The organism is Amycolatopsis sp. NPDC059021 (genome assembly GCF_042739895.1).
In the GTDB taxonomy this organism is placed as follows: domain Bacteria; phylum Actinomycetota; class Actinomycetes; order Mycobacteriales; family Pseudonocardiaceae; genus Amycolatopsis.
Genome location: NZ_JBHYIQ010000021.1, coordinates 86379 through 106772, shown reverse-complemented (window position 1 = coordinate 106772; position 20394 = coordinate 86379). Strand labels below are relative to the sequence as shown.

Genomic DNA, 20394 nt, shown 5'->3' with positions numbered 1-20394 from the left:
GACGGTGCGGGTCGACCTCGTCGCGGACCTCGGGGAAGGCTTCGGCGCCTACCGGATGGGCGACGACGCGGCATTGCTCGACGTCGTCTCCTCCGCGAACGTCGCCTGTGGTTTCCACGCCGGTGACCCCCGCCTGATGGAGGAGACGGTGGCCGCGTGCGCCCGCCGCGGGATCGGTGTCGGCGCGCATCCCGGGTTCCCGGACCTGGCGGGGTTCGGCAGGCGCGCCATGAGCCTGACCCCGCACGAGGTGCGGACCGACGTGCTCTACCAGCTCGGCGCGCTGGGCGCGTTCGCCAGGGCGTGCCGCACCCGGCTGCGGCACGTGACCCCGCACGGCAGCCTCGGCAATCTGGCGATGACCGAGCGGCCGTACGCGGAAGCCGTCGTCGACGCGGTGGCCGCCTACGACCGCTCGCTGGCCGTGGTCACCCAGGACGGTGTGCTCGCCGAAGCCGCGAGCCGGGCGGGGCTGCCTGTCGCCGTCCTCATGCTGGCCGACCGTGCCTACCGCGACGACGGCACGCTGGTGCCCCGCCGGGAACCGGGCGCCGTCATCACCGATCGCGCCGAGGTGACCGCCAGGGTGGTGCGGGCGGTCACCGGCGGCGTGGTGCGCACCGTCACCGGCCGGGACCTCCCGATCGCCTGCGACACCGTGCTGGTGCACGGCGACACCCCGGGCGCGGTCGACCTCGCGCGCGGTGTCCGTGCCGCACTGGACCAGGCCGGAGTGTGTGTCGCCCCGCTCACGGACGTACTGGCGAACCGGGGTGCGCGATGAAGCTCGACATCGTGCCGTGCGGTGACTCGGCGCTGCTGGTCCGGCCTGGCGAAGGATCGGCGTGGCACATCGTGCAGAGCCTCGCCGACGCCCTCGAGTCTTCCAGTGTGATCGGGCTGGTCGATCTGGTCGCGACTTACGACAGCCTGCTCGTCGCGTTCGACTGCGTCCGTACCGGACACCACGAGTTGGCCAGCCGGGTCCGCCGTCTCGCGGGCACCCTGGAAAACCCAAGCGCGCCAACGGTTTTCCGACGGTTCGAGATCCCGGTCGTCTACGGCGGCGAGCACGGTCCCGATCTCGCGGACGTCGCCGGGGAACTCGGGCTGAGCGAGGACGAGGTGGTGCGGCTGCACGCCGGTGCCGAGTGGGTGGTGCGGTTCCTCGGCGCCCCGGCGGGCGCGCCGATGCTCGACGGCTCACCGTTTCCCGCTCGGGTGAGCCGCCGCTCGCGTCCACGCACGACGGTGCCCGCGGGTTCGGTGGCCGTCTCCGGCACGCAAGCGGTGGTCTACCCGGTGGTTTCGCCGGGCGGCTGGCGGCTGATCGGCCGGACACCGCTGCGGCTCGTGGATCCCGCCCGGGAGCCGATGGCGCCGTACCGGCCGGGTGATCGGTTCCGTTTCGTGCCGATTCCCGCCTCAGGCGGGCGCTCATGATCCGGGTACGGCGAGCGGGGCTCGCCGCCGTCACCGATCTGGGCAGGCCCGGCTTCGCCCGGCAGGGCATCCCGGCGGGCGGCGCCGCCGACCAGTACTCGGCCGCGGTGGCCAACATCCTGGCAGGCAACGCGGAAGACGCGCCGCTGATCGAGGTAACGGCGTCGGACTTCGCGTTCACCACGGACCAAGCGGCGTTCGTGGCGGTGACCGGAGCGCCGGTGACCGTCACCGTCGGCGGGTCCGTCCGCCGGACCTGGGACCCCCTGTGCATCGCCGCGCACGAACCCGTGGCCCTCACTCGGCTCACCGGTGGCCTGCGAGCCTATGTCGCGGTCAACGGCGACTGGCACGTCGACCGGACGCTCGGCAGCTGCGCCGCCGCCCCGGAACTCGGGATACGCACCTGGCTGCGCGCGGGCGCGACGATCGACGTGCGCGGCGGCTACCGTCCCGACGGCCATCCCGTCTTCGTGTTCGGCGCTCGCAGACCCCGGTTCGCCGACCCGCTCACCCTCGACATCACCGCGGGCCCGGACGCGGACGAGCCGGTGGCGGCGGCCCTGACCACCGCCACCTATGTGGTCAAGTCCGAAAGCGACGACGTCGGAGTCCGGTTGGACGGCCCGGCGCCGTCCGGGGTCGCCCGGACCGATCTGCTGTCCAAAGGGGTTCCCGCCGGCGCGGTCGAATTGCCGCCCGGGGACGAACTGCTGGTGTTGCGCCGCTCTCATCCGATCACGGCGGGCTATGCGGTGATCGCGGTCGTGACCCGGACCGGGTTGTCCGCTTTGGGCCAGGCCAGACCGGGACATCGGCTGCGGTTCCGGCTCCGCACGTTCGAGGAAGCCGTCGCGGACCGTCGGCGGCAACGTCAAGCACTCGACGACCTGACCCGCCGGGCACATACCGCGTTCACCAGCGTCGGCGTCCCGGTCCGGGCCGCTCGAAGGACCAGCTGAAGAGGGAAGGGAGCGGTCATGACGAAACCGGTACAAGCGGAGGTGGTCGTCCCTTCCGCCGATCCCAGTGCGCGGAACACCGCCGTGCTGGTGGTCTTCACCGCGGCCACCAACCTCGCCGACGGCGTGCTCAAGGTGGCGCTGCCGCTGATCGCCACCTCGCTGACCACCTCACCGGCGTTGATCTCCGGGGTGCTGACCACCCTGATGCTGCCGTGGTTGTTCACGGCGCTGCATGTCGGTGTCCTGGTCGACCGCGCGGACCGGCGGAAACTGTTGTGGCTGGCCAACGCCGTCCGGGTCGCGGTGGTGGGCGGTTTCCTCGTCGCGGTGCTGGCCGGTGCGCTGAATCTGGCGATGATCTACACCGGCGGGGTGATCCTCGGTGTCGCCGAGGTGATCGCGCTGACCTCCGCGGCCGCGTTGCTGCCCTCGGTGGTTTCCGGGCCGAAACGGGAGCGCGCGAACTCCTGGCTGACCGGGTCGGAAACGGTCTGCAACGAATTCATCGGGCCGTTCCTCGGCGGCCTGCTGGTGGCCGCGGGTGCGGGAATAGCGCTGGGCGCCACCGCGATCACCTACGCGATCACGGCGGCCACGCTGATCTTCCTGGTCGGCCGGTTCCGGGCGGCCGGTGCCTCCGGCCCCGGCGACGTCGAGGCGGCCCGGCCCGCGATCCACGCGCAGATCGCCGAGGGCCTGCGGTATCTGTGGGAACAGCGGGTGCTGCGCGTGATGACCTTGCTGGTCGCCGTGCTCAACGCGTTGTGGGGCGCCTGGCTGGCGTTGATGCCGTTGTACGCCACCACGGCCATGGGCGTGAGCACCGCCGCGTACGGCCTGCTGGTGGGCGCGCTCGGTGTCGGCGGAACCTGCGGAGCCGTGCTGGTGGCTCCCGCCAACCGGCTCTTCGGACGGCGGCGGGTGATGTTCGCCAACATCTTCCTGACCGGAGCCATGGTCGCCTTTCCCGCGCTCAGCACGAACGTCGGAGTGGTCGCGGTCGGTGCGTTCCTCGGCGGGCTGGGCGGCGGGCTGTGGGTGGTCAACGCCCGGACCGTCAGCCAGACGCTGGTCGACGAGTCGATGATGGGCCGGTACAGCGCCGTCGCCCGGCTGTTCGGGTGGGGTTCGGTGCCGCTCGGCGGGTTCGGCGCCGGGTTGCTGGCGGAGTGGGCCGGGGTCAGGATCGCGTTCGCGGTGTTCACCCTGCTCGCGCTGACCGTCGTCGTCCCCTTCCTCCGGGTCTATTCCCGGCCGGTGGCCGCCGCCATGGAGACGCGGATTTCCACGGGCGCGGAGCCAGCGACTCCCCGGGCTTGAGGCAGGTCCACGTGGACCTGTGCCCTTTGGAGGGTGAAGTGTGCCCTTTCGTCTCTGGACACTCCCGGCGCGCCGTTCCTGTCTACTGTGGACACAGTGCGTGATCCACCGGCGGGGTTGTGGTCGCTCTGCGTGGAAAACCGGCCGTGAAGATAACTGGTCGACAAACTTCCGGCGATCGCACAACGCAAACGGGGGCAGGGACGTCTGAACTGTCGTGAAGAGGATGCGAATCGCGGGTCTGGGTGCGCTGGCGCTGCTGCTGACGGCGTGCGGCGGGCAGACCGAGGTGGTCGGGGTGGCGCAGTCGGCGCCGAACGTGGTGCCGGCGGCGAAGGTCGCGGTCGTCAGTCAAGGCAGCGATCAGCTGAGCCCGCGCTCGCCGATCGTGGTCAAGGCGAGTGACGGCACCCTGCAGTCGGTGACGGTCACGAACCCGCAGACGGGCAATACGGTCAAGGGTGACTTTTCCGCGGACAAGGTCACCTGGACCAGTGACGATCAGCTCCGCTACGGGGCCACGTATCAGGTCGTCGCCACCGCGGTGAACAAGGAGGGCAAGCCGGTCGAGCAGCGGAGCGAGGTGCACACGCTCACGCCGAAGGGCGTTGTGACGCCGACGCTCCTGCAGCCGACGTCCGATGGCACGTTCGGTGTCGGCCTGGTCATCGGCGTCAAGTTCGACCGCGACGTCCCGGACAAGGCCGCCGTCGAGAAGTCCCTCAAGGTCACTTCCTCGCCCGAGCAGGGCGGCAGCTGGTACTGGGTCAACAAGCGCGAGGCGCACTTCCGGCCGCAGGCGTACTGGAAGGCCGGCTCCACCGTGAAGCTGGAGTCCACGACGTTCGGCCAGGACATCAGCGGCGGCGTCTACGGCGGCCCGGACGTCTCGGCGACGTACAAGGTGCACGACTCCTGGATCGCCAAGGCGGACGGCAACACCCACCAGATGCAGGCCTTCCACAACGGCGAGCTGGTCAAGACCGCGCCGATCAGCATGGGCAAGACCGAGAACACCCCGCCGCGCGGGCCGACGCCGACGTTCAACGGGACGCACACCGTGCTGGGCAAGCAGGCCCACATGATCATGGACTCCTGCACTTATGGCGTGTGCGAGGGCCAGCCGGGCTACTACAAGGCGCCCGAGAACTGGGACGTCCAGATCTCCGGCGACGGCGAATACCTGCACGAGAACCTGGCGACGGTGAGCGTGCAGGGTAGCCAGAACGTCTCGAACGGCTGCCTGAACATGAACACCGAGAACGCCAAGTGGTTCTTCGACAACTTCAACGTCGGCGACGTCGTCGAGGTGACCAACTCCGGCGGCCCGCAGCTGAACATCAACAACGGGCACGGCGACTGGGCCATCGACTGGTCCGCCTGGCAGGCGGGCAGCGCCCTGCACGGCTGAGCCGCACCTACCCGCAGCATCCGGAACGTGCTGGATCCCGACACCGGGGTCCAGCACGTTTTTGTGCCGGATCAGACGCGGCAGAGGATCTCGCCGTGCGGGATGGCGAAGAAGCCGTCCGGATGCGCGGCCCATTCCGTCCAGGCGGCGGAGATGTCCTCCAGCTCACCGCGGGTGGCGTGACCGCCCTCGACCGCTTGTTCCGCGATGCGGGAATCGAGGATCCGGTCCGCCCACATGCCGCCCCACCACGCCCGCTCGGCCGGGGTGGAGTGCGACCAGATGGACGCGCTGGGCGTGACGTCGGCAGCACCCGCGGCGTGTGCCCAGGCCAGCAGACGGCGCCCGGCGTCCGGTTCCGCGCCGTTGGCGTACGCGACCGCGCGGTACACCTCGCGCCAGCGCTCCAGCCGTGGGTCGGCGGGCCACCACATCGCGCCCGAATAGTCCGTGTCGCGTGCCGCGACGACGCCGCCGGGCTTGGCGATGCGCAGCATTTCCCGCAACGCGGCCACCGGATCGGTGAGGTGCAGCAGAACCTGGTGCGCGTGCACGACGTCGAACGTGTCGTCGGCCGCGTCGAGTGCGGTGATGTCGCCTAGTGCGAATTCGACGTTTTCCACGCCGGCGTCGGCCGCGTTGACGCGGGCCTGCTCGAGGATCGCCTCGGAGACGTCAAGGCCGATGACGCGAGCAGGAGCGACCAGCCGCGCGAAGTCGAGGGTGATCGTGCCGGGCCCGCAGCCGATGTCGAGCAGGGTGCGGCCGGGACGTAGCTCAGGTGCCAGGTACGCGGCCGAGTTCGTGACCGTTCGCCAGTGCTGGGACCGGACGACGCTCTCCGCGTGGCCCTGGCCGTAGGCGCGATCCGCTGTCGTCATGCCCTCGACGGTAGAACCAGTGTCCCATATAGTGCAACGGTTCTCCCAGATCGTGGACGGAAGAGGTGCGGGCGATGACGGACGCGGTGGGCACGGTGACGATCGCGGCGCGGATGGACCGCCTGCCGATCACCCGGCAGCACCGGCTCGCGACCGTCGCGATCGGACTCGGGCTGTTCTTCGACATGTACGAGATCTTCCTGGCCGGGGTGCTGGGAACGGTGCTGCAGAAGGAAATGCAGCTCGGCAAGAACGCGCTCGCGGTGCTGCTCGCCTCGGCCTTCCTCGGCATGTTCCTCGGCGCGATCGGCATGGGCCTGCTCGCCGACCGGCTCGGACGCCGTCGCGCGTTCATGCTCAGCCTCGGCGTCTACTCGGTGTTCTCGCTGCTCGGCGCGTTCAGCACCGGGCCGGTGATGCTGGTGATCACGCGGTTCCTCGCGGGCATCGGCATCGGGGCGGAACCGCCTGTTTCGGACACCTACCTCGGTGATCTCCTGCCGCCGAAACACCGCGGCCGGTACACCGCGTGGGCGTACACGCTGTCGTTCCTCGCCGTGCCGCTCTGCGGTTTCCTCGCTCGCTGGCTGGTTCCCGCCGCGCCGCTCGGCATCGCGGGCTGGCGCTGGATGTTCGTCTTCGGCGCGCTCGGCGCCGTCGTCGTCTTCCTGCTCCGGTCCGGGCTGCCGGAGTCCCCGCGGTGGCTGGAATCGGTGGGGCGCAAGGAAGAAGCCGAGGCGGTGGTCGCCCGTTTCGAGGCGGACGCCCGCGCGGCGCACGGGGAACTTCCGGAGCCCGCCGCCGAAACCGCCGTGCCCGCCGAGTCCGCGGGCGTCGGCGCGTTGTTCGTCCCGCCCTACCGGCGCCGCACGGTGATGATGACCGTGTTCCACCTGTTGCAGAGCTTCGGGTACTACGGCTTCGGCACGCTGGCGCCGATCGTGTTGGTGGCCAAGGGATTCCCGATCGTCCAGTCGCTGCTGTTCAGCGCGCTGACGTTCCTCGGCTACCCGGTCGGCGCGGCGCTCTCGCTGCCGATCGTCGAGCGCGTGGAGCGCAAGCACCTGGTGATCGGGACGGCGATCGCGATGGCGGCCTTCGGCCTCGCGTTCGGGCTGGCCACCGCGACCTGGATGATCCTGGTCTTCGGCTTCGGCTACACCGTGCTGAGCAACGTCTTCTCGAACGCTTTCCACATCTACCAGGCGGAGATCTTCCCGACGGCGGTGCGCGGCACGGCGACCAGCGGCACCTACTCGCTGTCCCGGATCTCCAGCGGCGTGCTTCCGTTCGTCCTGTTGCCGCTGCTGCACGACGCCGGCGCGGGCACGCTGTTCACCGTCGTCGCGGCGGCGATGGCACTGGTGGCGCTGAACGTCGCGCTGCTCGGCCCGCGCACCACCGGGCGCCGTTTGGAAACAGTCAACGCGACATAAACCGGTTGGCCGTGCCAGGCGATCCATGATCGGCTGGGGCACATGATCCCGACTTCCCTGCTCGAGCGGATGGAGCGCAATCTCGCCGAGCACGCCTGCTACCTGCACCCGGCGCTGCCCGGTGCCCGCGTCACGCGGGCCGAGGATCTGCTGATCGCCGACAGCGGCATCGACGACGACACCTTCAACCTTGTCGCCGCTGCGCGTTTCACCCCCGAAACGGCCGACGCCCGCATCGCCGAGACGGTGTCCGCGCTGCGCGCGACCGGGCGTCGTTTCTCGTGGTGGGTAGGCCCGGTGCCGGCGCCGGACGACCTCTCGGCACGGCTGGTCGCGGCGGGGCTGGCCGAGTCGGAGTCCGAGACCGCGATGTGGGCGGAACTCGCCGCCGTCCCGGCCGCAAAACCTGTCGAGGGGTTGGACATCCGCCCGGTGAAGCGACCGGACGAACTCGCCGCGTTCGCCGCGATCCTGTCGGCGAACTGGGAACCGCCCGCGCCGGGCGTCGTCGACTTCTATCGCGGCGTGGCGGGCCGGGCACTCGCGCCGGCCAGTCCCGGACGGCTGCTGATCGGTTACCACCAGGGAAATCCGGTCTGCGCCGCCGAGGTGGTGCTGCACGCGGACGTCGCCGGGATCTACAACATCGCGACGCTCGCCGCGTACCGCCGGCGGGGTTTCGGCGGCGCGATGACGCTCGCCGCCCTGCACACCGCTCGTACGGCCGGGTACGACATCGCGGTGTTGCAGGCCTCGGAGGACGGTGAAGCGGTCTACCGGAAGCTCGGTTTCGAGGCCTGCGGGCGGTTCACGGAATTCGCCGTCGCGCCCTGAACTCAACCCTCGGGTGGAGCCGCGTCTCGACCCGCGCCGCGCCGGAATCCATCCCCGGCTTGACGATCTCGCGGCCACTCCGGCCTTAGCTTTCTCCCCGTCGGCGGGGAGAAACGGGGCGGGTCATGGCGGTGGCGGAGACGGCGAGCGTGCGGCGGGCGGTCCGCGGGGAGGGGATAGTGCTGGGGGCGATCCTGCTCCTCGCGCTGGTGCTGTGGGGATGGGCACCGGCCGGCCACACGCTGCAGCCGTACTACGTCGCCGCCGTGCACTCGATGTCCCAGAACGTGTCGACGTTCTTCTTCGGCGGGTTCGATCCGGCCGGGGTCGTCACGGTCGACAAACCTCCGCTCGCGTTCTGGACCCAGACGGTCGGGGTCTGGGCGTTCGGCTTTCACCCGTGGGTGATCGCCGGGGTCCAGGCGCTGGAAGGGGCCGGGACCGTGCTCGCCCTGAACCGGGTGGTGCGTCGCTGGGCGGGTCCGTACCCGGCGTTGCTCGCTGCCGCGCTCTACGCGCTGACGCCGATCGTGACCGCGGTGGGCCGGGACAATCTGCCGGACACGCTGCTCGTGCTCCTTCTGGTGCTCGGCGCGTATTTCCTGACTCGCGCGATCGAAGAGACGAGTACGCGCTGGCTCGTGCTCGCCGGGGTGTTCGCCGGGCTCGGCTTCCTCACGAAGATGCTCGTGGCATGGATCGTGCTGCCCGCGTTCACGGTGGCGTACTTCGTCGGCGCGGAGGAGTCCCGAGGCAGGCGACTGGCCAAGATCGGGCTGGCCGGGCTAGTGACGCTCGCGGTTTCGCTGTCCTGGCCGGTGGTGGTCAGCGTGTGGCCGGGCGCGAAGCCATTCGTCGGCAGCACCACCGACGGTTCCGTCTGGCAATTGGTCTTCGGTTACAACGGCTTGACCCGGCTCTTCGGCGGTGGGGAGGGGATCAGCGGGGCGTATGGCAGTGCGATCGGCGCCGACCTCGGCGGCGTGCCGGGACCGCTGCGCCTGGTCAACGCCGAACTCGGCGGGCAGATCGCCTGGCTGTTGCCGCTCGCGCTGGCCGCGCTCGTGGTCGCCGCCTTCCGGGCGCGCGGCGCGACGCGGCGAGTACGGGCGGGCTGGACTCTCTGGGGTGGCTGGCTGCTCGTCGGCGCGGCGGTGTTCTCGTTCACCGGCGGCATTTTCCACGGGTACTACACCGCCCTGCTCGCTCCCGCGATCGCCGCACTGGCGGCGGCCGGGTTGACGACGGCGTGGCGGTGGCACCGGGAAGGCGGGCGTGCCCGGTTCGTCCTGCCTGTCGCTGTCGCGGGGACGGCCTTGACCGCATACGTGCTTCTCGACCGCACGCCATCGTGGCTGCCTTGGCTGCGCTATACGGTGCTCGCGCTGGCAGCACTCGCGGTGATCAGTGCTCTCGTCCGTGAGCACCGCGCACGAGTCGTAGCGGTGATCGCCGGACTGGCGGCGATCGTGGCCGGGCCCGCCGCGTACGCCGTGGAAACCGCCGCGCGGCCGATCACCGTACTGGAGGCGGGGGATCCGACAGCGGGGCCCGCGGGGACAGCGGTGTTGGGCAGTGTGCGGACCCTGGTCCCCGCAAAGGATTCTTCGGACATCGAGACCGCGTTCCTGCGGTTCGTCGACGATGCCACCCGGCTCGGCCCCGGACAGGCGCAGATCCTGGACTACGCCCGTGCCCAGGCGCCGGCCGCACGAATCACCATGGCCGTCGAGGGCGGCAGTTATGGCGCGGACCCGTTCTTGCTGCACACGGACGCGCGAGTGGCGCCACTCGGCGGATATCTCGGCTTCGATCCGGCACCGACGGTTATGCAATTGCGGCAATGGGTCGACAGCGCACAACTGCGATTCGTATTACTGCCCCAGGCTTACGTAGACCTCGGGCGGCGGATGAAAGGCGCACAACCGGCTTCAGGCGGTGCCGGGGACAATGGCACGGCTGCGATCGGACAGCGGATCGGCTGGCTCATGAAGTCCTGCGTCCCGGTCCCGCCCCAGCGCATCGGGCCCGACGCGGCGGGATCCGGGGTTCTGTTCGACTGCGCGCGGCGTTAGTTCCGGCTGCCGACGCGGGCGGGCGCGGTCCGGCGCAGCCAGTACAGCCCGATCACCGGCAGCACCAACGGGATGAACAGGTAACCCTGTCCGTACACCGACCACACGGTGGCCTGGGGGAACGCGGCGCGGTCGAAGATACTCAGCGTCCCGATGGCCAGTACGCCGAGCAGTTCGACGGTGCAGGCGGCCGTCGCGACCCACCACCAGCGGTCGCCCTTCGCCAGCGCGATCGTGGCGACCACGTAGACCACCGCCGCGAACGCCGAAAGCGTGTAGGCCAGCGGCGCCTCGTGGAACTTGGTGCCGATCTGCACCCCCGCACGCGAGGTGGCGGCGAGCGCGAAGATCGCGTACACCGCGACCAGGACCCGGCCGGGGCCGGTGGCCGTACTACGCACTCGCGCCATGCCACACCTCGATCAGTCGCAACACCATCACCGGGATGGCCAGGCAGGCGATGCCCAGCACCACCGTGCTCGACCGGCTGCGCTCGGCCAGCGCCCACGCGGCCCCGACCGGCAGCACCAGCAGGCAGCCGATCAGGTAGGCGAGGTAGGTGGCGAGGCTGCCGGGATGTTCGCCGCCCGCCAGTTGCACGACGCCGATCACCAGCTGGGCCACCAGGAGGACTTCGACGACCGCGAGCGCGCCGAGCAGCGGACGGTCCGGGAGCCGGTTGCGTGCGGACTGGACGAAGGCGGCCAGCGCGGTCAGCAGCGCGCACACCGCGACCGTCACCGAGAATCCGACGATCACCCTTTCCTCCTTCCGGCCTATCGGGTTACAACGTACCTGTCGGCATTGCCCGCCCCTCCCACGCCGGTGTGCGCGGGTGTCCCTCGCCACGTGTTCGCATTTGGTGAGAAGCATCGCGTTCGCCCTGCGCGAGGGCATCGGGTGAATAAATCACGTAATGGAGTTGATGGCATTCTGCCAATTCGACGTGGTATTCCGGAGGGCCCCGATCGGACCAGCGGGTACGCTGAAAAAACGTTCGCGTTACACCACAAACGGGTGGTTGGAAGCGCCGGTGGAATTACGCTGGGTTCCCGTACTCGGCGGTAGGCGTTACTTTTGCCTAGCCTGATCAGCCCAGTTGAACCCCCGGGTTGGAGGATTGGCCCAGGGGTGTCCGGCATGGGGGAATATCCCAGTCCCGACGTCGCGGGGTGCGTCGGGCGAACGTATGGAGGGGCTGTTCCATGGATGTCCGGTACGAAGCGTTCTGCTTCGCCGATCCGCTGTTCTTCGACGAACAACGAGAAACCGGGTCATCCGACGATGATTTCGCGCGGTTGCTGCCGCTGCCCGCCGGCGGCTGGAGCGAGCGGCGGCACGGTGTGTGGCGTATCCTGCACCCGGATGGTCTGAGACTTCCCTCGCAGGGCTGGAAAATCCACGTTTCCGCTGGTCTGGACAACGCGGCCCGGGTGCTGGCCCGGGTGCACGAGTACTGTCTCGACCGCCGGATCTCCTACAAGCATCTTCGCTCACGGATGATCCTGCTCGCCCAGAATGCCAAATACGCGCCTCGATCCGGCAGTGGAAAGTTGATCACCATTTACCCGGATGGTGATAACCAACTGAAACGTGTTCTCGACGAGCTGTCGGCCGAGTTGGACGGCGAGACGGGTGCCTATATTCTCAGCGATCTCCGTTATGGGGCGGGACCGCTCTACGTCCGCTATGGCGGATTCGCCGAACAGTGGGTCGAACACGGCGGCAAGCGGGTGCCCGCGATCCGCAAGCCCGACGGGACGTTGATCCCGGATGAGCGTACGCCGACCTTCTCTGTGCCTGATTGGGTGAAGATTCCCCCCTGTTTGGCCGAGAGCGCCGCTGACCGTGCGAAAGGCGACCCCGACCAGTTCCCCTATCGGGTGACCAGTTCCCTGCATTTCTCCAATGGCGGCGGGGTCTACCTGGCCAACCGCAAGGCCGACGGCGAGCAGGTGGTGCTCAAGGAGGCCCGGCCGTACGCCGGTCTCGACGAGGTGGGCGCCGACGCGGTCGCGCGGCTGGAGCGGGAGAAGGCCGTCCTCGACCGGCTCGCCGGCATTCCCGGCATCCCGCGCGTCCACGAGAAGTTCACCGCCTGGGAACACCACTACCTGGCGATGGAGTACATGCCGGGGGTCTCGCTGGGCAAGTGGCTGGCCGCCAACTACCCGCTCACCCGCTGCGACCCCGGCGAGGACGACTTCGCCACGTACACCACCCGCGCGCTCGGGCTGCTGGATCAGGTGGAGCGGACGATCCGGGCCGTGCACGAGCGCGGGGTCGTCTTCGGCGATCTGCACGCGCTGAACATCCTGGTCTCGGACGACGACACCGCGGCGCTGATCGACTTCGAGCTGGCCGCGGATCTGGCGACGGCCAAGCGGACGGCGCTGGGCGCTCCCGGCTTCCGCGCGCCCGCCGACCGCACCGGCGCCGAGATCGACGAGTACGCGCTGGCCGCGATCAAGCTGTGGTTGTTCCTGCCGCTGGTCCAGCTACTCGCACTCTCGCCGTCGAAGTTGCGGGGCTACCTGGACTTCATCCAGCGCCGCTTCCCGCTGCCCGACGGATACGTCGACGCGTGCTACGCCACGCTCGTGCGACGCCGCGAGCCGGAATCCGGCACGCCGGTGAACGCGCACACGGCGCTCGACGAGCCCGAGCCCGACTGGGTACTGGTCCGCAAGCAGATCTCCGAAGCGATACTGGCGAGCGCCACCCCGGACCGTACGGACCGGTTGTTCCCCGGTGACATCGACCAGTTCCGGCCCGGTGGCGGCGCGTGTTTCGGCGTCGGCGCGGCCGGTGTGCTGCACGCGCTCGACGTCGCGGGCGCCGGCCGGTATCCCGAGCACGAGCAGTGGCTGATCGACGCGGTCCGCCGCGACCGGCCGACGCGTCCCGGCTTCTTCGACGGCTCGTACGGCGTGGCCTACGTGCTGGAGAACCTCGGGCACCGCGAGGTGGCCGACGAACTGCTCCGCGCCTCCGCCGCACTGGTCGAGCAGACCGCCGACCACGGCATCGAGCGTGGCCTGGCGGGGATCGGCCTCACCCAGCTGCACTTCGCCCTCGAACGCAAGGACAACGAGTTCGGCAGGCAGGCACTGCAGACCGCCGTCCGGCTGTCCGAAGCCCTGGAGACCGCCGATCCGCCGGGCAAGTTCGCCAGGGCGGGCCTGCTGTCCGGCTGGTCGGGACCGGCGTTGTTGTTCATCCGGCTGTTCGAGCGCACCGGCGAGCGCGCCTGGCTGTCGTTCGCCGACCAGGCACTGCGCCGCGACCTCGAAGAGTGCGAGCTGACCTTCGACGGTTCGCTGCAGGTCCGGGACGGCACGGCACGGACGCTGCCCTACGCCGGCATCGGCAGCGCCGGCATCCTGATGGTGGCCGAACAGCTCGCGCGGCACGAGCCGGAGGCGGCCGCCTGCGAGAACCTGCCCGGTCTCCGTGAAGCGTGCCGCGGCGAGTTCGTCATCTACCCGGGGCTTTGCTACGGCCGGAGCGGCCTGATCGCCGCACTGGCCTACGACCCGGAACCCGATCAGCGGATCCGTAACGCCCTCGACCGGCATCTGGCGCGGCTGGCCTGGCACGCGATCCCGTTCAAGGGCGGGCTGGCCTTCCCGGGGAACCAGCTGCTGCGGCTCTCGATGGACGTCAACACCGGCGGCGCGGGGATCCTGCTCGCGCTCTCGGCGGTGCTGGACGGCACCCCGGTCCTGCCGTTCCTCGGCAGGACGCCGTCCCTTCAGACCTCCGGTCGTGCATGACCGGTGGAGCAGGAAAAAACGAAAGGAAGAGGGACACCATGGAATTCGTTCTCCAGTTGCAGTCGCTCGAGGCTCCCGAGGCGATGGAAGGCCACGGCGGGGGCGGCAGCAACCTGAGCCTGCTGACCCACTGCAGCCACAGCGCGCTCAGCCTGCTGACCTGTGAGGTCGACGCCACGGAGTAAGGCGCGGTGGCAAGAATGATGTGAGGTGCGGGAGCGGCACAGGCCAAGTGCGCCGCTCCCGCACCTTCATTCTGCATTTTGCGCCCGTTCAGGGGGACTCCGGCCGCTGTCTTAGGGGGTGGGATGACACGATCGGCTGACCGGCTGCTGGCCGCACTGGCCCGTCGTGACCGCGCCAGGCTGGCCATGGTCGTGTGCGGTGCGCTGGTCGGGACCGCCGCCGGGCTCGCGCTGCCGGGTGCGCTCGCGGCCGCTGTCGACGCCGTCGTCGCGGGTGATCGCAGCTGGCCGGAGGTTTCCTGGCTGCTCCTGCTCGGCGCCGCCCAGCTCACCACCGACGTCCTGAGCGGCGTGCTCGTCGGCCGGATAACAGCGTCCGCGACGGCCTGGCTGCGCCGTCGCCTGGCCGACCGGCTCCTGCAGCTGGGGACGCGCTCGCCGTTCGCCGACGGGGACGCGGTCAGCAGGCTCGCCGGGGACTGCACCAGCGCGGGTGGCCTCGTCCCGGTCGTGGTGCAGTTCGGTTCGGGGACACTGCTCTCCGCGGGCGCGGTGGTGCTGCTCGCGCTGCTCGACTGGCGGCTCGCCCTCGTCTTCCTCGGCAGTATCCCGTTCGCGGTGCTGCTCGCGCGTGTCCACTTGCGACACAGCGCCGAGGACGTCCTCGCCTATCAGCGCGTGTCCGGCGAGCTCGGCGCGCGCATGCTCGACGCGGTCGCCGGGCTGCGGACGATCGCCGCCGCCGGGATCGCCGACCGCGAAGCCGAACGGGTCCTGCGGCCGCTGCCGCGGCTGAACCTGGCCGGGCGCGGCATCTGGCGGACCCAGGCCAAGATGGTCTGGCGTGCCGCGCTGCTGCTGCCCGCGGTGGAGATCGTCGTGCTCGCCGCGGCCGGCTTCGGCGTCCTGGAGAAACGGCTGAGCGTGGGCGACATGCTGGCCGTACTGGGCTATGTCGCGCTCGGGCTGGGCATTCTCGCGCAGATCCCGATGCTCACCACGCTTTCCCGGGCCCGGTCGAGCGCGGAGCGGCTGACCGAGGTGCTCGACGAGCCGGTGCCCGAATCCGGGAAGCTCGGCTTGCTGCCGGGGCGGGGACGGATCGAACTGCGGCACGTGACCGTGCGCGGCGCGCTGGAGGAGGTCGACCTGGCCGTCGCGGCGGGGACGTTCCTGGCGGTGGTCGGCCGGTCCGGCTCGGGCAAGTCGGCGCTGACCGGCGTGCTCGGCGGACTGGTGCGGCCGGACGAAGGAGCCGTGCTGCTCGACGGCCGCCCGCTGGCCTTGCTGCGGCCCGAGGAACTGCGCGCGGTCGTCGGGTACGCGTTCGAACGGCCCGCGCTGCTGGGCGAAACCGTGGCGGACGCGGTGGGCTACGGCTCGTGGGCGGGGGAGGCCGCGATCCGTGCCGCGTGTCGGACCGCGCAGGTCGACGACGTCGTGGTCCGGCTGCCGCGGGGGTATCGGACACCGCTCGACGAAACGCCGTTGTCCGGTGGGGAGCGGCAGCGGCTCGGCCTGGCCAGAGCGATCGTGCACAACCCGAGGGTGCTGATCCTGGACGACGCGACCGCGAGCCTGGACACCGTCACGGAGCTGGCGGTCGAGGACGCGATGGCCTCGGCGCTGCCGGGCCGGACCCGGATCGTCGTGACGCACCGCGCGAGCACGGCTTCGCGGGCGGATCTGGTGCTGTGGCTGGAGGACGGCCGGATCCGCGCGGTGGCGCCGCATGCCGCGTTGTGGCGGGAGCCGGGGTATCGAGGGGTTTTCACCGAGGAAATGGAAGAGGCAACGTGACCAGACGATCTCGAATCCTGTTCGCGTTGCCGATCGGGTGCTGGTGTCCCGCGGGCTGTGGGGCGGCAACGTGATGTCCGTCGACGCGGAGGAAGCGCGGGTCGGCTCGTGAGTGTCCGGCGGCTGTACCGGTCCGCGTTGCGCGAGCAGTGGCGCGGCGGTGTCGTGCTGCTGGGCTGTTCGGTGCTGGAGGGTGTGCCCGCGTTCTTCTCCGGCAGGCTCGTCGAGCTGGCGGTGGACCGCGGCTTCGGGGCGGGCCGGGCCGGGATCGGGCTGGTGTGGCTCGGTGCGTTCGGGGTGGTGGCGCTGCTCGGCGCGTTCGGCTCGCGACTGGTGTGGCGGCAGCTGGGCAAGGTCGTCGAGCCGTTGCGGGACGCGCTGGTGCGGGCCGTCGTCCGGGGCGTGCTGCACGATCCGTCGCCGCCGCGCAACAGCGCCGACGCGAGTGGCGTCGCCCGGATCACCCAGCATGTCGAGGTCGTCCGCGACGCGACCGGCGGGCTGCTGGTGCAGGCGCGCGGGATGGTGGTGACCACGGTCGCCGCGCTCGCCGGGCTGGTCACCGTGGCGGGGGCGCTGATGCTGCCGGTCGCGGCACCGGTGCTGGTGGCGGTGACGGTGTTCGCCTTCCTGCTGCCGTCGCTGGCGCGGCGGCAGCGCGCACTGGCGCTGGCGGACGAACACGCGGCCGCGACGGTCGGCGCGGTGTTGTCGGGAATGCGGGACGTCGTCGCGTGCGGCGCGGAACCCCTTGCCGGGCTGGCGATCGACGACGCGGTCGACGCGCAGGCCCGCGCGGCCACGCGGGTCGCGCAGGCCGGGGCGGCCCGTGCCGTGGTGATCGGGCTGGGCGCGTTCGTGCCGCTGGTGCTGGCGTTGCTGCTGGCGCCGGGCCTGGTGCGGCGCGGAGAGCTGACCGCGGGCGCGGCGCTGGGCGCGCTGGTGTACCTGGCGACCACGATGGAGCCGGCGCTGCGTGGCCTGGCGTCGACGGCGACCACGGTCGTGCTGCGGCTGATGGTCGCGTTGCGCCGCCTCGCGGAGACCGCGGAGGTGCCCGAACCGGTCGACGGCCAAGGACGTCCGCGCGGGGTCGACCTGCACGTGCGGGGCCTGACGTTCGGGTGGGGCGCGGCGGCCGAACCGGTCGTGCGGGACCTGGACCTCGATCTCGGCCTCGGCGCGCATCTGGCGGTGGTCGGCCCGAGCGGTATCGGCAAGTCGACATTGTCCGGGCTGCTGACGGGTCTGCTCGAACCGCAGGCGGGACGGGTGCTGCTGGGCGGCGTCCCGGTGCGCGAGGTCCCCGCGGAGCTGCGGCATCAGCTGGTGACGCTGATCCCGCAGGAGGCCTACGTCTTCGCCGGGACGGTGCGGGACAACCTCGGCCTGTTCAACGCGACGGCCACGGACGCGCAACTGCTCGCCTCGGCGGACGCCGTCGGTGCCGGGGAACTGGTGCGACGGCTCGGCGGGCTCGACGGGGAACTCGGGCACGGCGACGTCTCCGCGGGTCAGGCGCAGCTGATCGCGCTGGCGCGGGTCTACGCGAGCCCGGCGCGGATCGTCGTGCTGGACGAGGCGACCTCCCATCTCGACCCGGTCGCTGAGGCGCGGGCGGAACGCGCCTTCGCCGCGCGGGGCGGGATCCTGGTGGTGATCGCGCACCGGCTCTCCTCGGCGATGCGGGCGGAACGCGTCCTGGTGATGGACGGCCGTGAAACCGCGCTGGGCTCCCACGAGGAACTGCTGACCCGCTCCTCGCGCTACGCCGAACTGATGCGCGCGTGGGCACCGGCCCCCGTTCCACGCCACGCCAAGGCGGGCCTCACATCCCGGGTGCCGCTGACCGTCCCCGCCGAGCACCACCCTCCACAGTAGACTCTTCGCCGAGCCTCCGCGGCCACACTGCTCACCGGACATCCCCCGCCCTCCCTTGGGGGGACTGCCCAGCAGCAGTCTACCGCGGCCCCACGACAATTCCGGGGCTGTGAAGGGAATCGGGCCGAGTTGTCCACAGTCGCCGGGGGCTGTGGACAGGTGGGTTCTCGTGTGGGGCGGGCTTATTGGTGAGTCGGCCCGGACTGTGGGTTCCGGCCTTCCGTATGTCTATTGTGGACTTTCGTGTGACGAGGGGGTCCTTTGGTGCATCCAACGCACCGAAGGACCCCCTCGTCACATCGGCATCCTTCGCGAAGTGGGATGTGAGAGGCTGCCGCGTCCAGCGGTGCACCTGGTGCCCGGCCTGAGTGGTGGGGGTGTCCTGAACGACGCGTTCGGGACGTTCGATCTGGAGCCGCCGTCCACCGCGATGTCGCGAAAGCGTCGTTGGGGACGCTGATCGTCTCGAACGCGTCGTTCAGGACATCGCTCCGGCGGCAACCGGACACCGCGCCCCTGTCACGAACGCGTCATCGGGGACGTCGAGCGTCGCGAACGGCGCGTCCGAGACATGCGCTGAAGCCGCGCCGAAGCCGCTGAAGCCGCTCAGACCGCGCCGACCGCTCAGACCCGCAACTCCTCCAGCGACTCCCGCAGTTTCCCCGCCACCGGAACCGGCCGCCGCGTCTCCCCGTCCACGAACACGTGCACGAAGTGTCCCTCCGCGACCAGCGTCTCGTCCGCCGTGTACATCCCGACCTCGTACCGCACGCTGGAATTCCCCAGATGCGCCACCCGGAGCCCGACGCGCAGCGTGCCGGGGAACGACACCGACGCGTGATACCCGCACTTCGATTCCACGCACAACCCGATGACACCACCCGAGCCCGAGCCCGAGATATCGAGCCCGCCCCGTTCGATCAGCCAGGTGTTGATCACCGTGTCCATGATCGAGTAGTGCACGACGTTGTTGACATGCCCGTAGACGTCGTTGTCCTTCCAGCGCAACGGAACCGTCTGCCAGTGCGGGTACCCGTTCACCACAGCGTCACCGATTCCCGGAGGATCGCCGCAAGATCCGAAGCAGACGCCGACCGCGGTGCCATCGTCAAAAGCCGTTGCTGTTTCAGCGTTCCCTCCACCAGATTGTCCACATCGGACTCCGAATAGCCGACGGCGCCGAGCCCGTTCGGGATGCCGATCTCCCGCATCAGGTTCGTCAGCACCGCGGGCAGGTGATCGGCGAAATCGCCGGGCCATTCGAAGTCGGGGGCCAGCAGCCGGGCCACGCGCAGATGCCGGTCCGGCGCCGCCTCGAAGGTGAAGCGGAACGCGGCGGGCGCGGTCAGCGACACCGCCATCCCGTGTGGTACCAACGATTCCGAGGCGGGATAGCCTGCTGGGTGGAATTCGCCCACCTGCCCGGCGATCGGGTACGCGTTGGCGTGCGGGATGTGCACGCCCGCGTTGCCGAAGCCGAGCCCGGCGAGCGTCGCGGCCAGCGACATCGCCTCGCGGGCCGCCACGTCCGAGCCGTCCCGCACCGCGGCGGGCAGCGCCCGGGAAAGCAACCGCAGCGACTGCTCGGCGAACATGTCCGCCAACGGGTTCGAGCCGCAGTACGGCACGCGCTGGTCGGGACGTTTGCGTTCGAACGAGGTGAACGGCTTGGCCGTGTAGCTTTCCGCCGCGTGGCACAGGATGTCCATCCCGGCCGCCGCGGTCACGCCGGCGGGCTGGCTCATCGTGAGGCGCGGGTCGACGACCGCGAGTGTCGGGCGCAGCCGCAGATGGCTGATCCCGCTCTTGACCCGCAGGGACAGCACGTCGAGCACGCACACCGTGGTGCTCTCCGCGCCGGTCCCGGTCGTCGTCGGCACCGCGACCAGCGGTTTCAGCGGGTTCACCGGCGCCCGTCCGCCGCCGACCGGCACGTTGACGTAATCCATGAGGTCGCCGTCGTTGCTGGTCAGCAGGTTCGCCGCCTTCGCGGTGTCGATGCTCGAACCGCCGCCGACCGCGACGAACGCGTCCCACGGCCCGGTCCCGCGCGCGAACTCGACGGCCTTGCGCATGCTGACGTCGGTGGGTTCGACGTGCACCCCGTCGAACACCTCGGCTTCGATGCCGTAGCCGGTGATCCCCTCGGCGATGCGCCGCGGCCAGCCCGTCGCGGCGACGCCGGGATCGGTGAGCACGAGCACGCGCCGCGCGCCGAACTGCGTCAGGTCGTAACCGATCTCGTCGCTGGCGCCCGCCCCGAATTTGAGGCCCGGCGCACCATACGTGAAGACTGTTTCATATTCGGTTGCCAAGGCCCTCGTCCTCGCTCTCTGCTCGGCCGAACGGATCTGTCGAAAGCGGACATTCAGTGCTATCCCCGTGTC

The 20394-nt window shown here is 70.4% G+C and carries 17 protein-coding genes; 12 read left to right on the top strand and 5 right to left on the bottom strand.

Annotated features, from left to right (window positions below; all coding sequences use genetic code 11):
- The first annotated feature begins 4 nt into the window (after nucleotides 1-4).
- From ACFWX1_RS15555 to ACFWX1_RS15535, 5 genes are all read left to right on the top strand, one after another.
- A complete protein-coding gene (locus ACFWX1_RS15555) occupies nucleotides 5-784 on the top strand; it encodes a LamB/YcsF family protein (RefSeq protein ID WP_378387711.1) in 780 nt (259 codons plus the stop codon).
- Nucleotides 781-1443 carry a 5-oxoprolinase subunit PxpB gene (gene pxpB, locus ACFWX1_RS15550; RefSeq protein ID WP_378387709.1) on the top strand — a complete coding sequence of 221 codons (663 nt, stop codon included), beginning with the start codon at nucleotides 781-783 and terminating at the stop codon, nucleotides 1441-1443. Before ACFWX1_RS15555 ends, pxpB begins: the two co-directional genes overlap by 4 nt.
- Nucleotides 1440-2405, top strand: a complete 966-nt coding sequence (locus ACFWX1_RS15545) for a biotin-dependent carboxyltransferase family protein (protein WP_378387707.1) — start codon at nucleotides 1440-1442, stop codon at nucleotides 2403-2405. Before pxpB ends, ACFWX1_RS15545 begins: the two co-directional genes overlap by 4 nt.
- An 18-nt stretch (nucleotides 2406-2423) precedes the next feature.
- A complete protein-coding gene (locus ACFWX1_RS15540) occupies nucleotides 2424-3728 on the top strand; it encodes an MFS transporter (protein ID WP_378387705.1) in 1305 nt (434 codons plus the stop codon).
- Between the two features lie 226 nt (nucleotides 3729-3954).
- Nucleotides 3955-5139, top strand: a complete 1185-nt coding sequence (locus tag ACFWX1_RS15535; protein WP_378387703.1) for an Ig-like domain-containing protein — start codon at nucleotides 3955-3957, stop codon at nucleotides 5137-5139.
- Between the two features lie 71 nt (nucleotides 5140-5210).
- Here the strand turns inward: ACFWX1_RS15535 and ACFWX1_RS15530 are convergent, their stop codons facing one another.
- Nucleotides 5211-6020 carry a class I SAM-dependent methyltransferase gene (locus ACFWX1_RS15530; RefSeq protein ID WP_378387701.1) on the bottom strand — a complete coding sequence of 270 codons (810 nt, stop codon included), beginning with the start codon at nucleotides 6018-6020 and terminating at the stop codon, nucleotides 5211-5213.
- Nucleotides 6021-6094: 74 nt separating this feature from the next.
- Here ACFWX1_RS15530 and ACFWX1_RS15525 point away from each other — a divergent pair, with 74 nt between their 5' ends.
- The 3 genes from ACFWX1_RS15525 (at nucleotide 6095) to ACFWX1_RS15515 (ending at nucleotide 10365) form a co-directional block, all read left to right on the top strand.
- The gene (locus ACFWX1_RS15525) at nucleotides 6095-7456 is read left to right on the top strand and encodes an MFS transporter (RefSeq protein WP_378387699.1); all 1362 of its coding nucleotides are present in this window, start codon (nucleotides 6095-6097) and stop codon (nucleotides 7454-7456) included.
- Nucleotides 7457-7498: 42 nt separating this feature from the next.
- Nucleotides 7499-8290, top strand: a complete 792-nt coding sequence (locus ACFWX1_RS15520) for a GNAT family N-acetyltransferase (protein WP_378387697.1) — start codon at nucleotides 7499-7501, stop codon at nucleotides 8288-8290.
- A 125-nt stretch (nucleotides 8291-8415) separates the two neighbouring features.
- Entirely contained in the window at nucleotides 8416-10365 is a 1950-nt protein-coding gene (locus tag ACFWX1_RS15515) for an ArnT family glycosyltransferase (protein ID WP_378387695.1), read from the top strand.
- Here ACFWX1_RS15515 and ACFWX1_RS15510 read toward each other — a convergent pair.
- Nucleotides 10362-10775, bottom strand: a complete 414-nt coding sequence (locus ACFWX1_RS15510; protein WP_378387693.1) for a hypothetical protein — start codon at nucleotides 10773-10775, stop codon at nucleotides 10362-10364. The genes ACFWX1_RS15515 and ACFWX1_RS15510 overlap by 4 nt on opposite strands.
- Entirely contained in the window at nucleotides 10759-11124 is a 366-nt protein-coding gene (locus tag ACFWX1_RS15505; RefSeq protein WP_378387691.1) for a hypothetical protein, read from the bottom strand. The genes ACFWX1_RS15510 and ACFWX1_RS15505 overlap by 17 nt, the downstream gene beginning before the upstream one ends.
- A gap of 446 nt (nucleotides 11125-11570) precedes the next feature.
- On the opposite strand from ACFWX1_RS15505, the gene lanKC reads away from it, so the two are divergent.
- The 4 genes from lanKC to ACFWX1_RS15485 all read left to right on the top strand — a co-directional run bounded on the left by lanKC (nucleotide 11571) and on the right by ACFWX1_RS15485 (nucleotide 18007).
- Nucleotides 11571-14141 carry a class III lanthionine synthetase LanKC gene (gene lanKC / locus ACFWX1_RS15500; RefSeq protein ID WP_378387689.1) on the top strand — a complete coding sequence of 857 codons (2571 nt, stop codon included), beginning with the start codon at nucleotides 11571-11573 and terminating at the stop codon, nucleotides 14139-14141.
- 38 nt (nucleotides 14142-14179) lie between these two features.
- Nucleotides 14180-14326: a SapB/AmfS family lanthipeptide gene (locus ACFWX1_RS15495; protein ID WP_378387687.1), complete on the top strand. Its 147-nt coding sequence runs from the start codon at nucleotides 14180-14182 to the stop codon at nucleotides 14324-14326.
- Between the two features lie 123 nt (nucleotides 14327-14449).
- Nucleotides 14450-16126: an ABC transporter ATP-binding protein gene (locus ACFWX1_RS15490; protein ID WP_378387685.1), complete on the top strand. Its 1677-nt coding sequence runs from the start codon at nucleotides 14450-14452 to the stop codon at nucleotides 16124-16126.
- A 108-nt stretch (nucleotides 16127-16234) separates the two neighbouring features.
- Nucleotides 16235-18007: an ATP-binding cassette domain-containing protein gene (locus ACFWX1_RS15485; RefSeq protein ID WP_378387683.1), complete on the top strand. Its 1773-nt coding sequence runs from the start codon at nucleotides 16235-16237 to the stop codon at nucleotides 18005-18007.
- A 624-nt stretch (nucleotides 18008-18631) separates the two neighbouring features.
- Here the strand turns inward: ACFWX1_RS15485 and ACFWX1_RS15480 are convergent.
- Nucleotides 18632-19051 (bottom strand): acyl-CoA thioesterase, encoded by a 420-nt coding sequence (locus ACFWX1_RS15480; protein ID WP_378387681.1) that lies wholly within the window; start codon nucleotides 19049-19051, stop codon nucleotides 18632-18634.
- On the bottom strand, nucleotides 19045-20322 hold the full coding sequence (locus ACFWX1_RS15475; RefSeq protein WP_378387679.1) for a hydroxyacid-oxoacid transhydrogenase: 1278 nt from the start codon (nucleotides 20320-20322) through the stop codon (nucleotides 19045-19047). Before ACFWX1_RS15475 ends, ACFWX1_RS15480 begins: the two co-directional genes overlap by 7 nt.
- Nucleotides 20323-20394 lie beyond the last annotated feature (72 nt).

Coding starts and splice junctions, on each gene's coding strand:
- pxpB (WP_378387709.1), top strand. CDS start 781: ATGAAGCTCGACATCGTGCCGTGCGGTGACTCGGCGCTGCTGGTCCGG.
- ACFWX1_RS15545 (WP_378387707.1), top strand. CDS start 1,440: ATGATCCGGGTACGGCGAGCGGGGCTCGCCGCCGTCACCGATCTGGGC.
- ACFWX1_RS15540 (WP_378387705.1), top strand. CDS start 2,424: ATGACGAAACCGGTACAAGCGGAGGTGGTCGTCCCTTCCGCCGATCCC.
- ACFWX1_RS15535 (WP_378387703.1), top strand. CDS start 3,955: ATGCGAATCGCGGGTCTGGGTGCGCTGGCGCTGCTGCTGACGGCGTGC.
- ACFWX1_RS15530 (WP_378387701.1), bottom strand. CDS start 6,020: ATGACGACAGCGGATCGCGCCTACGGCCAGGGCCACGCGGAGAGCGTC.
- ACFWX1_RS15525 (WP_378387699.1), top strand. CDS start 6,095: ATGACGGACGCGGTGGGCACGGTGACGATCGCGGCGCGGATGGACCGC.
- ACFWX1_RS15520 (WP_378387697.1), top strand. CDS start 7,499: ATGATCCCGACTTCCCTGCTCGAGCGGATGGAGCGCAATCTCGCCGAG.
- ACFWX1_RS15515 (WP_378387695.1), top strand. CDS start 8,416: ATGGCGGTGGCGGAGACGGCGAGCGTGCGGCGGGCGGTCCGCGGGGAG.
- ACFWX1_RS15510 (WP_378387693.1), bottom strand. CDS start 10,775: ATGGCGCGAGTGCGTAGTACGGCCACCGGCCCCGGCCGGGTCCTGGTC.
- lanKC (WP_378387689.1), top strand. CDS start 11,571: ATGGATGTCCGGTACGAAGCGTTCTGCTTCGCCGATCCGCTGTTCTTC.
- ACFWX1_RS15495 (WP_378387687.1), top strand. CDS start 14,180: ATGGAATTCGTTCTCCAGTTGCAGTCGCTCGAGGCTCCCGAGGCGATG.
- ACFWX1_RS15490 (WP_378387685.1), top strand. CDS start 14,450: ATGACACGATCGGCTGACCGGCTGCTGGCCGCACTGGCCCGTCGTGAC.